Below are 13,509 nucleotides of genomic sequence, written 5' to 3' on the forward strand. Positions count from 1 at the left end.
ATAAATCAACAGGCTGTTAACCCTTCACGCGACAATGCTGAAGGATTTCGTCCGCGGTGGCCCGGTATCCGACATAAAACGGACCGAATTCGCCGTACTTGGCACTCGCTACGTCAAACCGCATTTTATAGACGATCTCTTTGAGGTATTGCGGGTTGCGTCCCCACAACGTGACCATCCATTCCCAGTTGTCGAGCCCGACACCGACCGAGATGAACTGGCTCACCTTGCCCGCGAATGCCATCCCGCTCTGAGCGTGTTCGGCCATCATCTGATTACGGTGACTGAACGGTTCGGTAAACCAGTTCGCACCGGGCACACGGCTCTTATTCATCGGATAGAAACACGCCGACGGCCAATCCGGAATTTCCGGCTCCAGTCGGTTGCGATTCATCATCGGTAAACGTCGCTCGTAGGCGGCGACTTTGGCATCCAGTTCCGGGGTATCCGGGGTGGCGCCCTCGCGAATCAATCTCTCTCGATACGATTCGACCGAAGGCACATATTCGCTGACTTCGCTCACCGAGATGAACGACCACGCCGGTTCGATAAAACGACCGATTCCGGGAGCCAACAACGCTTGGTTGATGTTTTCAACTTTCGCGGGATGCGGATCCATCACGATGACGCCGAAATCCGCTTCATGACCGCTGATCCAATACGCCCCCAATCGTTTGGGCATGTCCTCATCACCCGGCGATAAGGCCGCACAAAACTGCTCGCACAATTCCGCACTCAGCGGAGCATCGAGGCAATCGCGGCGGAAGCGATAGAAGTAGTGACCGACGTGCCAACCGTGCTCCGGAATAACAGACGGTTCCGGTAACGATGCATGCGGACGCACACCGGGCGGCGGTCCACCTGGACGTCCACCTGCAGCGGGTGGGCCGCCTGCGGGAGGACCAGAAGGGCGAGATTCAGATGGAGAGGGGGCAGTGGGTCGATCGGACAACGGACTGGCTTCGCGTGAGTGATGGAGGGGCGGACGTTAACGGCATTTGGTTCAGACCGCCTAGTTTCTCCCCACCGACGAATTAACGCAACGTCCATTGAAGATAGCGGTCACGATAACCGTGTTGCCGCGTCCATTGCCGCTTGCCTTCAGAGCCGAAATAGCCATACGAGTACGGCGTTTTCCAAGTCGGAGCGACCGTCGCGCCGGGAATCGTCTGTCGTTGCTGCGGACGTGTTTTTAACCAGTGAGTGCCCATCCCGAGATGCCCCGGTCCGACGCTCTGCGGATCGTTCTCGACGCCCGGAAACACCGGCAGATGAGGGTGCACGTTAGCCGCGACGCTTGGTGTTGCATGACTTGCCCCAACACCGCTGGGGCCAACTCCTGCATACCCCGCGTGCAGCGGCTCCTGATATCCCATCGAAGTCGCTTGGCCGGCGTGGATCGGATGGGATGCGGCGGGCGCCGCTCGTGGTGACTCAATCACAAGGTGCGGAGGCGCGGCTACGTACGGTGCTGAGATCGGGTTTCTCGACACATTCGACCAATCCGATTGCGGCATTTCCACCCATCGCCCGTCGTGATCGATCGGTTGAATCTCGGACGCGGAAGGCTCAAGATGCGAAGCCCGTCCGATTGACGGATCATCCATCGAATTCGCTCGCGTGGGGGAAGTTGGCAGAGGTGCGTTGCGGCGGGAAGTTGTTCTCGAATAGCTTTTCACGTCTTTTTTAGGAGCAGCTGGCCGCTCTTCGTTTCCCAAACCGTTCAACTCGCCCACATCCGCGACACGCACCGGTTGGGGCAGGTAAGCGTCCCATTTCTGCTGCGCTGAGGCCGTATTCGCCAGCATCCCCATCGAACCGATCAGGAATCCACCGATCAAGAATCCGGGGCGAGTTACTTTCACGTGGCAGAGAATCATGGCTTTCAACCCAGAGAGGAATTCACTCGATGGCGACTGATGGCAGAACCATCGATTCTCCCTGGCGTAGCAAACCCGGCAGGTTCAAGACAAGCTCCATTCCGGCGTGAAGCCTGGCAGTTTCACAACTACATTGGGCTACCGTTACCTCTACCACTCATCGCGTTGCCCCCTACCGCCATCTCAGATTGCTGGGGGTGATCCGTGGCAGGACCGCTTCCTACACGCGATTGACATCAACGAAACACCAGCTTCAACCAACCAATGCCTGATCACAAATGATGGTTTGATCATCGTTGACGATGCCAAATGGGATCGGCTTAACAGGCTTCGCTTCCTTATCCTGCTGCATCTCAATGGGTAGATTGAATAAGATGAATCGCAACATGACCGTCGCCTCGCCATCCCTATTTGCTTCTTTCTCCTCGGAACCGACATTGTGAACCAGCGGCACGACATTGGACGAAGAACCTTGCTCCGCGACGGCTCTTTGGTGCTGACGGCGACTGCGATCGCGCCATCGCTGCTGATGGAACGCCAGGCGTTCGCAGACAATTCGGCCAATGCGGTGCGTATCGGGTTGGTGACTGATTTGCACTATGCGGACAAGCCTCCTGCTGGGTCACGCCACTACCGCGAGACACTCGACAAACTAGAAGCCGCCAGCCAGCAATTTGCCAGCGACCAACCCGACTTTCTCGTCGAACTGGGAGATCTGATTGATGCAGCTGATTCCGTCGAAGTTGAGCAGCGATATCTCAAAACCATCAACACAAACTTCGCAGCGATTTGCGACGAGAGACACTATGTTCTGGGTAACCACTGCGTCGACACGCTGACCAAGCAAGAATTCCTGGCCGGAGTCGAAAAGGAACACTCGTACTATTCGTTCGATCGCGAGGGCATCCACTTCATCGTCTTGGATTCGTGCTTCCGAAGCGATGGGAAATCATACGGCCGACGAAACTTTCATTGGACCGATGCGAATGTTTCCGCAGAAGAACTGGAATGGCTGCGTGGCGATCTGAAGTCCAGCAGCAAGCCTACGGTCGTGTTTGCCCATCAACGACTCGATGTCAGCAACCACCATGGCGTCAAGAATAACGCCGAGGTGAGAAAGGCTTTCGAAGAATCAGGAAACGTCTTGGCTGTCTTCCAAGGCCACAGTCACCAGAATGACTTAAAAGAGATTGGCGGGATTCACTACTGCACTTTGGCCGCCATGGTGGAGGGTTCTGGGCTGCAAAGCAACGGCTACTGCGTCATGGACATTCAACCGGATGGCACCATCAAAATCGCAGGCTTTGCGCGTCAAGCCAGTTATCAATGGGACGTCTAGCTGAGAAGTGGGTATCCGGAAAAGAACTTTGCAAATGCTCTGTCCCCATGGTCTCGGATCTGCATGGAACAGCGACTGCCGGCAGTCACACGCAGTGCACTCTTAGAAAACACCGCGTTGCACGCCGTCGCTGAGATCGTCTTGAAGACGCCCAGCCAAATCCGTCGAAGGCAATAGGTCAAACAGACCAAGACAGTCGAGGCATCGCCTGGACTACTTCTCTTGCCGCTTGATGCCCGTTCCTTATCGAATGTCCATCAGCCTAAAGGACGTCGATTTAATTACTGCGGGATTTCAAAAGTAACGGAACGGCGTGAGCCTTCCGGTAACGCGGGACCGGACGGCTCGCGCCGTTCCGCTAAAAAGAGCACTAAAACAATCGACGTCCCAAAGGCGGATGGTATCAATAGTCCCGATTGTTGGACGCTTCGATGAGTTCCGGATGTTCAGCGAGGTAATCATTGACTTCGTCGCCTTTGATGGTTTGCGGCTTCTTTTCGCATCCTGCAAACGAGGCAACGCACAGTAAGACAAGAACGAGAGGTACGGAAAAATGGCGATATACCATTGGATGAGTGCTCCTATTAGCAGAAAGGGATAGCCGCTTGGCGTAACGACCAAGCGGCTGTGAGTACAAAAAAGGCGAATCGCTCCCAAGACCTGAACCGTTCGCGGCGGAGCAAAACTGTTCAGGTTACAAACGCAATTTGGCGATCGGGAAATTTAGAAATCTTGGTTGATGACTTCTTTGGAAGCTCGAGTTCCGAGACTTCCCCAAAGTCCAAACGGGCTTTGCGATCCGGGAGGAAGCCCGTCTCCACGATTGGTAACCAACTTGCTACCGGAGTTGCCCGCTTCAATGGAATCGGTGACAAACTTAATCGCTCCATCACCCATCAAGATGTGGCATCCGCCCTGGTGACGGCTACCAGGAGGGCAGATCCCAGTACCAAAGTTGTCACTCGCCATGCACTGCCCTCGGTTGGGAGGCAGGATGGTGTTCATACCGCTATAGGCGATGCAACCAACCGCCCAACGATAGCCACGTTTCCGTTCGGCATTGGTGTCGTAGGTACCGGTTTGCCAGAACAAGGGACGATCCGTGTCGACGTACAGCCTTTCACATAGATTCGCCCGGTCGGCAGGCGAGAAGTACCGTCCGTCGCGATTGTTACCAATTTTGGTATTGAAGGACGTACGTTTATCGCCATCACCTAGATCGGTAACGATCTCGCCTGCTGCGATCGTGTTGGAGAGCCCATCCAGTACATCTCGAAACCGAGTTTGCTGACGCGGGATGAACATTCCTCGCTGCGAAGCGCGAGCGTTTTGTCTTTCGCCGGTGCTGACATCGTTCCCGTAATCATCGATGGCACCAAGATCACCATGGTGAGCACTGTCGCCATCGCACCAGGCGTAGTTCGTGCGGCCCTGCGAAGGGAGACCAATACCCGGGTCACTCGGGCAACGAAGCGATGGAAGGTCCGTTAACCACGGTGGATACTCGTCGGAGGCATGGGCTGCAAGATCCATGATGGGCGAGGGGCCCATGCTGGGGACAATTCCGTTGGCCGTCTGGTAGGGGTTGGACACCTGTTCCCAAATCGCTTGCTGCTCAAAAAACGGCGTTAGCGGGACGAGCCAATTCAGCAATAGCCGATTATTAGCAGTCGCTCCGCGATAGTATGCGGGACTGTTTCGAGTATTCACCGGCGCAGTCACGCACTGGCTACCACCGTTGACCATCGGCAGACGATCGTATGCGGCATGATAGTTGTGCATCGCCAAGCCGATTTGCTTGAAGTTGTTGCTACAACTCATTCGTCGGGCGGCCTCTCGAGCGGCCTGAACGGCGGGAAGCAGCAGCCCGACCAGCACCCCAATGATTGCGATCACGACAAGCAATTCGACCAGGGTGAACCCCCGGTTCTTCAAATTTTGATTCATAGCAATTTCTCTAAAAAACGGTGGTCTAAAGAACGTTTGGTGTGGGATATCCACATCCCAATTCACGCCAGGACACTCGCCCGATCGGTGATCAGCCGAACAGGTCAATTCAAGAACTTCTTCGAACGACTGCGGCGCAACGCGAAGAAAAGTTTCGAGCGGATCAATTGGCACGAAGGGAAATGCGGTGGACGATCGCGTTCTTAGCAGAAATTAGCGACGAAATTTTTCACTTTCTTAGACGCCTAACCGCGGCGGGGCCCTGCCTATCGAGGCCGATTTTTTTGGCAAATCGCCAGTGGTGTATCGCATCCGCGCGACCGAAAAAGAGTGCGCTCCACCTGCTAAGGTTTCCCTGCGTGCCTGCATTACAAGATGCAAGTGTTTCTCCAACTTCCTCGGCGGATCCCACCTGGCCCTCACATGACGGACCCGACAATCACGCGAACGCGAACACACAACGAGGAAGTCGCTGCACTTTTCCTGAAGCACTCTTCTCGAATTCGCGGAATGATCCTCAGCATGCAACCCGATTTCGCGAGGGCTGATGATGTGTTGCAAGAGACCTTTCTGACCGTTTCCGCCAAGTCCGAACAATTTAAATTCGGAACCGATTTTTTGTCTTGGGTGTACCAGATTGCTCGGTACAAGGTGCTCGAGGATCGCAGGCGCTCCGGCAAAACCACTGAACAACTTTCGATTGCCTCGATCGAATCTCTACTCGCCACCGGGTCAGGCCTGTTGGATGACCCGCAAGAGGAACGCGTTGAGGCACTCAAGGGTTGTTTGACAAAACTGTCGCCAAAGGCGCGGCAAGCAATCGAATTGCGCTACGCCCGCGAGCATCCTGCATCGGAAATCGCTACGGTGCTGAGGTGGACGGTCGATTCGGTGTACGTCGCCCTCTCGCGGGCGCGTTCGTTGTTAGCGAAGTGCATTAACGAAGACTTGCGATCCAAAGGAGTGACAATCTGATGGACTCCAAACGTCTCGAAAAATTGCTCGATCTCTATTTCGACCAAGGGTTGACCGAATCAACCAACTTGGAACTCGATCAGATGATCCAATCGTCAGAAGAGGTGCGGTTGGCATTCTGGAAACGGGCTCGGCTGCATGGAATGTTGCGCCACCAAATGCAAGAACAATTGGGAAGCACGCCGATTCCCAATACTGAGATTTCTGACCAAACGGTCGAACCCGCGAGTCGGACGTCTCAGAGTCGCAGTCGTCGTTGGCTGATCGCTATTGCTGCCATTGCCGCATGCCTGCTGTTGTTTGTCGGCATCCATACGGCGTTCACTGATATCGAAACACCGCCCAGAAACGGGACACAGACGGCGTCCAATGACTCAGTTGCAGTGGCGAACCCGGACATTGTTTCTGAAGCATCGGATGACGAACGCGAGAACGATCCGAGCGGCAGCCCTCGGGGCCCCTGGGTTGCCTTCTTGCGCAATTCGATCGATGCCCAATGGGGCGATCACGGAACGGCCCGTCGAGTTGGTGAATCACTAGCTGCAGGTCGCCTGACTTTGAAAAGCGGTTTGATCGAATTTCAGACCAACCGAGGCGCGGTTGTCGTTGTCGAAGGGCCCGCCGACTTGGACTTGGTCGACGACATGGAAATTCGCTGTCGACAGGGTCAACTCACCGTAAATGCCCCTCCACCTGCACAAGGTTTTTTGGTTCGAACGGAATCCGTTGATGTGGTCGATCTGGGCACCGCCTTTTCAATGCAGGTCGACATCAATGACGACGCTCGGATTCACGTGATTGAGGGAGAGGTGGATTTGGTCTCTCCGTCGGATGATGCCGCCACGAGTAGTTTGGTCAATGTCGCTAAGAGACGACTCGGCAAGGGCGAATCAGTCGAAGTGGAAAGTCCAGGCAACTATCGAGACATTGAAATTTCCGATCGCCTTACCAATTCGAAATCGCGAACCCAATCGATCACGAGCAGTTTCGATGAGATCAATCGCCGTTTGTGGAAGCATCGTCGGACGGAAGTCGCACAAGACCCAAGTTGCTTGGTTTACTACGATTTCTCTCGAGAAACAGAACCGCAGACAAGCGATCTCATTCTTCCAAACCGAGCCAAAACGGCCGCCGATGGTTCCGACGGGACGATTATCGGTTGTGACTGGACCGACGGGCGTTGGAAGGGAAAACATGCTTTGGATTTCAAAAGCTTATCCGACCGAATCCTGTTGTCCGTTGCTGGACGTCACAACCAATTGACCTGTATCGTCAAGATTCGTGTTGATGCGCTGAAAGAAGGTTCCACTCCGATATTAATGTCTCGCAGCATGCTCGCCCGCGGGTTGCACTGGTCAATCGAAACCACCGCAGAGAACTCAAGTGTCGCTAGGCTAGTTTGGCGACGAAATAGCGAATCGACTGCTTCGTTGCCTCAGGAGTTTTCTACGAAACCAATCCTGCGTGATGAGCAGATGGGAACGTGGATGCAACTCGCGTTCGTTTGGAATTCCGACAAGGGAGAACTACAGCAATTCGTCGATGGAAAAATTGTGGACACGCAATGGGTCGAGACGAGCGGGAATTCACCAACAGGCGAGCTGGATTTGAGGGATTTGCAAATCGGTAACGGTAGCCCGACGGTCATGGAAGCTGACATGCGGCCAAGCAATTTGTGCGGTCGAATCGATGAGTTTGTCCTCTTTGGCCGCGAACTCGCCCCGCACGAAATCCAAGCGTTTCACAATCTTGGGCGTTCGTATTGGACCAGCAATGGAAGAGATGGCGATTGGGAGGATGCCGATAACTGGTCGGACGGAATTTCACCTAATCCTGGCGATGATCTTTACATCAACCATTCGGGAGCCGAGCAAGCCAAATACAAAGCGTATGTGAAAGCAAATTACGGTGCCATTCACGTCGGGAGCTTCTCCGGCCAACTCGGTGATTTGATCATTGAAGGAGGCGTTCTGAATGTCGATCGCAACTCAAGCTTTATGTCGCGTGTCGGATCATCGGGCGGCGAAGGCAGGCTGGAGCAGCGCGGTGGCGATGTGCGGATCAATACGTTGCAGGTTGGATTGGATCCAGGAACCAAAGGTCAATACGTGCTACAAGAGGGGCGACTCTTGCTTTCCCGAGCACCCCTACTCAAAAAATACAGTCTCAGTATCGGCGACAATGGTGGTGAAGGTGTGTTCGTCATATCCGATGGATCAATCGTGACGCGCCAGGGCGTTGTCCTGGGTCGACGCGGAGGCAAAGGGGCGTTCCGGGTACTCGGTTCCAAGGCGGATGCGATTTCGATTGGTTCGTTTGGAGCCGGAGACGGTGAATGGTATCAAGGTTCCGGTTGCACGCTGGATGCCAGAATCGACGATGGCGGAGTCACTCCGATCCAAGTCGATGAAGCCGATGGAGATGGCTCCGAGGGTGCCAATGTCACGTTTTGCCCTGGCTCGCTATTGGATGTCGGATTCCTTGGTGAGTCACAGTCGGGATCGTGGGACGTGATGACTTGGAAGGGAACATTATCCGATGAAGGTCTTCAGTTCGCACCCACCGTCGATACGGAGGTTTGGTCGTTCGAATTCGTGGACACCAACCAGTCCGGGGCCATGGATACGCTTCGCGTCACCGCGCGACCACCTCACAAGGATTGACAATTTCACCAACCCCAGCACAGTGCCGGCCCCCGCACGAAGTCACGCATTCGCTTGCTCAATCGAATGTCGATGCGTGAATCGTCAGCGCAAATCTCAACCTCTATCGCCGTGTCATCCGACAAAGCGATCAATTTCAACTCTCTAGAATCGATCATTTTCATGCTGCGACAACGAAGGCGAATCACGAGCACTTTTCTATTTCTTGCGTGTGGGCTGCTGATCCCGAACGGCTTGGTATCCGCGTCCGACGCCGCGGAATCACCTCTCAAAGCGGTTTCGCCCAACGGTGTGGTGAGCGCAGAGTTCTCGTTGACCGATCAAGGGGAACCGCGTTATTCCGTCCTCTATCGAGGCAAGCGGGTTACCGCCCCGTCCGCCTTAGGATTGACTTTCAAGAACGGCGTCCAGCTTGACCGCGGCCTAAAACTCGTAGACTCCGCTAGCTCATCACACCGAAGCACCTGGAAACCAGTCGCAGGTGAGCGCAGTGAGATCAAGAACGAATACAATTCCTTAATCGTTCACTTGGAATTATCACCGTCAGAGACGGAGTATGAAAAATCGGCGCTGCGTCAACTCGACATCGAATTTCGTGCTTTTGATTCGGGGATCGCGTTTTGCTACACCGTTCCCAAACAAGAGGGCCTGGACTCGTTCGAGATTGTCGACGAGAGCACACGGTTTCGTTTCCTTGCCGACCACATGTGCTGGAGTTCGCAGAAAGTGGAGGGCGAGTACGATCATGTCAGCCTTGTCGAGTTAGAAGGGACTCGCGGGCGACCGATGGTGGTGGAAGTCCAAGATGGGCCTCAACTGGCTATCGGCGAAGCACGACTGGTCGACTTCGCTCGAATGGAACTCGCCCGAGACCCCGACCACGAACTCACAATCCGTCCGGTTTTGGGTAGTGATGTCGTTGCCAACGCTCCGTTCACGACACCTTGGCGATATTTGATGATGGCGGATTCGGCGAGTTCGTTGATTGAGAACAATGATCTCGTTTTGAACTTGAACGACCCTTGTGCGATTGAGGATCCGTCTTGGATCCGTCCCGGAAAAGTGTTTCGGTCGACGCTTTCGACGCGAGGTTCCAAAGCCACGATCGACGTCGCCGCCAAACTCAACATGCAATACATTTTGCTAGACGCCGGTTGGTACGGATCTGAATTCTCAGATGAGTCCGATGCAACGACCGTGACGGTTGATCCGAAACGCGACGATGGCCCGTTGGATCTCCAAAAGGTCGTCGACTACGGGCGCGAGCGAAACGTGGGAGTGATCCTGTACGTGAACCGTCGCCAACTGGAAACACAACTCGACACGCTCCTGCCCTTGTTCAAGGAATGGGGAATCGCCGGTATCAAGTTTGGATTCGTACGCGTTGGGGATCAAAAGTGGACGAAGTGGGTTCATGAGGCCGTGAAGAAGTGTGCCGACCACCAAATCATCGTCAACATTCATGATCACTATTTGCCGACCGGGTGGAGCCGCACGTATCCCAACTTGTTGACCCAAGAAGGTATTGGGGGTAACGAGCAAATGCCATCGGCAAAGCACAACGTCACGCTGCCTTTCATCCGCTTTCTTTGTGGCCCCGGTGACTACACGGTGTGTTACTACAACGGTCGCATTCAAACGACACGCGCTCATCAATTGGCGGCATCGATCGTCTACTTCAGTCCCTTGCAGCACCTGTTTTGGTACGATCGTCCCGACAAATATCGTGGCGAGCCCGAACTAGAGGTTTTTAAACAGCTGTCGACGACATGGGACGACACCAAAGTCATTCACGGCGAAATGGGTAGCTACATTACGATCGCCCGGCGAGCCGATGCCGAAGGGGCGAATGATCGATGGCTGGTCGGCAGCATGAACGCCGGAGAACGTCGGCAATTAGAAATCCCGCTCGACTTCTTGGATCCAGGGATAACATACGAAGCGTTGATTTGTTCGGATCAAGCTCCCGATGGTAGCGCGTCAACCAAGGTAAACGTTACGCGAACAGAGGTAACCTCGGAATCCGTTTTGACCGCTGACATGGCCTCCAACGGAGGCCAAGCCATCGTGCTGACTCCTCGCAATTTATAAGCCGAGCATCTCTGCCTTTCGAGAGAGGCTGATCGCAAAAAGCATCGGGCCTAGCGCCCAATGACATCTACTTTAGCGGCGCGGCGCGGCTCGCGCCGCTCCGCTATAAGAATCGCGCGGCCATTCAAACTGACGCTTGGCTGATATGCGTCTACTCTTCCTCACCTGGCGTGGTGACGTCGGTCGCTTCTGCGTCCATAGCACCCATCCTCGCCTTCTTTTCTTCGGGAGTCAGTCTCGTACGTTGGGACGTATCGATCACACGAGTCTCAGAATTATCCGAACATCCCGCAGCGACAGGGATAAAAAGGCACAAGCAGATCAGACCACGGAGCAACATAAGTTCTCTCTCCAACAAGATTTCAGGGATGACACGACAGCAATGCGACCAGCGTCAAGATTCGCTAACCGCAAAACGAAGGTGTAAGGAAAAGCCGCACCGCAAGGGACGTCGATTGTTTTAGTGCTCTTCTTAGCGGAACGGCGNNGTGAGCCGACAGCGCTAGCTGCGGGCCTCCGATGGGCACGTTCTAGCCGTTAGGCCCGCGGCTAGCGCCGTCGGCTCACTAAAACAACAGCCCGCGAGCCGTCCGGTAACGCGGGACCGGACGGCTCGCGCCATTCCGGTACTTTTTGAAATCCCGCAGTTATTAAATCGACGTCCCAAGCGGTGCGGCGAACAAGATACGCGGACAGACGATTAGAAATCTTTGTCGATCACTTCTTTGGAAGCGCGGGTTCCGAGCGATCCCCAGAGTCCGTATGGGCTGGCCGATCCAGGAGCACGAACCCCCGTCTGGCCGAATGCCACGGGCCCCACTTTGCTATCACCAGCTTCGATGGAATCGGTGATGAATCTGACCGCACCATCGGCCATCAAGACATGAGCACCACCTTGGTGGCGGCTACTGACGGTCCAAGTGCCACCGCCAGCGGTGTTATGCCCAGTGCTGCAAACCTCTCGGTTAGGTGGGAGAATTGTGTTGCACATTGTCCAGCCCATTGTAACCCCCGCCCAACAGGCTCCGCGTCTTGTTTCGATGAAGTTGTTGGCATGGGGAGTCGTCCTCCAAAACGTCGGACGGCTAACCTCGATTTGACCAGCGCAGTTGGTCGGATTGTTTCCGACACTCGCACCGCGACGTGGCGAGGTCGTGATGTGCTCATCACCCAAGTCCGTGTTGTTTTCGCCCATGCAGATGGTGTTCGACAAGCCGTCCAGAATGTCACGGAAAGCGGTTTGAGTGTAGAGACCAAAACAGCCTCGAGCGGCCGCGTTGTACTGAGCGTCCGCTCGAACGTTGCGGGCCCAGTCCGTATAAGGACCGAAACTCATGTAATCGATCGCGTCCCCATAGCAAACGCCATAGTTGCTTCGCCCACCAAGCGGCAACCCATACCCGGGGTCACTGGGGCATCGAAAGGTGTTGACATCGGTAAAACACGGAGTCCAGTCGGTCGTGTAATTGTTTGTTTGGGCAATGACATTCCAGGGGATCGCCCCCCAAGCAGGATATGTCTCAGTAACCGTACCGCTGGTGACGATAAGCGGATTACTAACCTGCTCCCACAACGCTTGCTGTTCAACGAAAGGCAACAGCGCCACCTGAGCGCTTAACCGCTCATGCTGGAAGTCACGTTCCTGTGGCCAGTTGGTGCCAATCGCTCGCACGGCGATGGGGCCCGTACCGTGCTTGGGCAACTTGTTGTATGCGGAGTGGTAATTGTGAATTCCCAGTCCAATCTGCTTGAAGTTGTTGCTGCAACTCATCCGGCGTGCGGCTTCGCGAGCAGCCTGCACAGCCGGGAGCAGCAACCCGACGAGCACGCCAATGATGGCGATCACGACGAGCAACTCGACAAGGGTGAACCCGCGCGGCCTGTATGGTGAGCGTTGGAACTGAGACATAAATGAACTCCTATGATGGTTGGGATTGAATTTGAGATGAGAGCGCAACAACCGCTCTACCTTTATTAAGCGAATCCAAGGAGCCCGATATTTACACTAAGACGGAAACAATTTGACTTATTTGACTAAAAAGCACTTCGTCTGTTGGAAGGCATCTATCTGCTAGAGGCGACAGCGCGTTCATTCCAAAGACTGGTGGTCACGGAAGCCATAGGATTGCCGCGGCACCATTTGGATTCTGCTGCCGGTTCGTGAGCGTCAAACTGGGACTGCCTGGCGTTTGAATTTCGTTGCCGGAAACAGCGGGCTTTGGTTCTGGTGTCGCGTCCCCCAAGATTTCAGCACCACCTGACGTCGCCTCGGGCAGGGGGGGCTGTATCTCAGTACTTTCGGAGTCGGTGGATCGACCAGCTCCGAGCGTGTGATTCAGCGAGAGATGCTTGATCGACTTCCCAAGAACTCACACTTGGTGATGGCCATCCACTCCGTCGGATTCAAATTCTGGAATTGCCTGAGCAATCACGGGTGTCCCTTCCTCGTTCGCGTAAGAAAGAACATCGGCCTGCTTGGTCAGTTATCCGCCCATGGGCAAGTGAAGGTTCATGGCGATCTCCCCCGCAGCGACCAGATTCGATAGCCCCTTGAGCATGTGTCTAAAACTGGGTGACGCTTAGCAGGTAGGCAGGAATCATCTGGCGAAACTGC

General features: G+C 54.8%; 11 protein-coding genes. 4 read left to right on the forward strand and 7 right to left on the reverse strand.

What is annotated here, in order from left to right:
* Positions 1–16: 16 nt before the first annotated feature.
* From hemQ to NB063_RS32035, 3 genes are all read right to left on the reverse strand, one after another.
* Positions 17–844, reverse strand: coding sequence for a hydrogen peroxide-dependent heme synthase (hemQ, locus tag NB063_RS32025; protein ID WP_250933927.1), 828 nt, complete (start codon positions 842–844; stop codon positions 17–19).
* Between the two features lie 190 nt (positions 845–1,034).
* Positions 1,035–1,880, reverse strand: a complete 846-nt coding sequence (locus NB063_RS32030; protein ID WP_250933908.1) for a hypothetical protein — start codon at positions 1,878–1,880, stop codon at positions 1,035–1,037.
* 253 nt (positions 1,881–2,133) lie between these two features.
* Positions 2,134–2,334: a hypothetical protein gene (locus NB063_RS32035; protein ID WP_250933910.1), complete on the reverse strand. Its 201-nt coding sequence runs from the start codon at positions 2,332–2,334 to the stop codon at positions 2,134–2,136.
* 18 nt (positions 2,335–2,352) lie between these two features.
* Between NB063_RS32035 and NB063_RS32040 the strand changes: the two genes are divergently transcribed.
* Complete coding sequence (locus NB063_RS32040; protein WP_250933913.1) at positions 2,353–3,219, forward strand: metallophosphoesterase family protein; 867 nt, start codon at positions 2,353–2,355, stop codon at positions 3,217–3,219.
* A gap of 403 nt (positions 3,220–3,622) precedes the next feature.
* Here the strand turns inward: NB063_RS32040 and NB063_RS32045 are convergent, their stop codons facing one another.
* Positions 3,623–3,787, reverse strand: coding sequence for a hypothetical protein (locus NB063_RS32045; protein ID WP_250933915.1), 165 nt, complete (start codon positions 3,785–3,787; stop codon positions 3,623–3,625).
* A 155-nt stretch (positions 3,788–3,942) separates the two neighbouring features.
* On the reverse strand, positions 3,943–5,166 hold the full coding sequence (locus NB063_RS32050) for a DUF1559 domain-containing protein (protein WP_250933918.1): 1,224 nt from the start codon (positions 5,164–5,166) through the stop codon (positions 3,943–3,945).
* Positions 5,167–5,589: 423 nt separating this feature from the next.
* Here NB063_RS32050 and NB063_RS32055 point away from each other — a divergent pair, with 423 nt between their 5' ends.
* From NB063_RS32055 to NB063_RS32065, 3 genes are all read left to right on the forward strand, one after another.
* Positions 5,590–6,141 carry a sigma-70 family RNA polymerase sigma factor gene (locus tag NB063_RS32055; RefSeq protein ID WP_250933920.1) on the forward strand — a complete coding sequence of 184 codons (552 nt, stop codon included), beginning with the start codon at positions 5,590–5,592 and terminating at the stop codon, positions 6,139–6,141.
* Positions 6,141–8,804: a LamG domain-containing protein gene (locus NB063_RS32060; RefSeq protein ID WP_250933923.1), complete on the forward strand. Its 2,664-nt coding sequence runs from the start codon at positions 6,141–6,143 to the stop codon at positions 8,802–8,804. The genes NB063_RS32055 and NB063_RS32060 overlap by 1 nt, the downstream gene beginning before the upstream one ends.
* Positions 8,805–8,966: 162 nt before the next feature.
* Entirely contained in the window at positions 8,967–10,895 is a 1,929-nt protein-coding gene (locus tag NB063_RS32065) for a glycoside hydrolase family 97 protein (protein WP_250933924.1), read from the forward strand.
* A 151-nt stretch (positions 10,896–11,046) separates the two neighbouring features.
* Here the strand turns inward: NB063_RS32065 and NB063_RS32070 are convergent, their stop codons facing one another.
* Positions 11,047–11,235, reverse strand: coding sequence for a hypothetical protein (locus tag NB063_RS32070; RefSeq protein WP_250933925.1), 189 nt, complete (start codon positions 11,233–11,235; stop codon positions 11,047–11,049).
* Positions 11,236–11,595: 360 nt separating this feature from the next.
* Positions 11,596–12,804 carry a DUF1559 domain-containing protein gene (locus NB063_RS32075; protein WP_250933926.1) on the reverse strand — a complete coding sequence of 403 codons (1,209 nt, stop codon included), beginning with the start codon at positions 12,802–12,804 and terminating at the stop codon, positions 11,596–11,598.
* Positions 12,805–13,509 lie beyond the last annotated feature (705 nt).

The sequence above is a fragment of the Aporhodopirellula aestuarii genome (assembly GCF_023701485.1).
Lineage (GTDB): Bacteria > Planctomycetota > Planctomycetia > Pirellulales > Pirellulaceae > Rhodopirellula > Rhodopirellula aestuarii.

Excerpts from the sequence above, each read along its gene's own strand:
- NB063_RS32060 (WP_250933923.1), top strand. The coding sequence starts at position 6,141 with ATGGACTCCAAACGTCTCGAAAAATTGCTCGATCTCTATTTCGACCAA.
- NB063_RS32055 (WP_250933920.1), top strand. The coding sequence starts at position 5,590 with ATGACGGACCCGACAATCACGCGAACGCGAACACACAACGAGGAAGTC.
- NB063_RS32070 (WP_250933925.1), bottom strand. The coding sequence starts at position 11,235 with ATGTTGCTCCGTGGTCTGATCTGCTTGTGCCTTTTTATCCCTGTCGCT.
- NB063_RS32045 (WP_250933915.1), bottom strand. The coding sequence starts at position 3,787 with ATGGTATATCGCCATTTTTCCGTACCTCTCGTTCTTGTCTTACTGTGC.
- NB063_RS32030 (WP_250933908.1), bottom strand. The coding sequence starts at position 1,880 with ATGATTCTCTGCCACGTGAAAGTAACTCGCCCCGGATTCTTGATCGGT.
- NB063_RS32050 (WP_250933918.1), bottom strand. The coding sequence starts at position 5,166 with ATGAATCAAAATTTGAAGAACCGGGGGTTCACCCTGGTCGAATTGCTT.
- NB063_RS32075 (WP_250933926.1), bottom strand. The coding sequence starts at position 12,804 with ATGTCTCAGTTCCAACGCTCACCATACAGGCCGCGCGGGTTCACCCTT.
- NB063_RS32065 (WP_250933924.1), top strand. The coding sequence starts at position 8,967 with ATGCTGCGACAACGAAGGCGAATCACGAGCACTTTTCTATTTCTTGCG.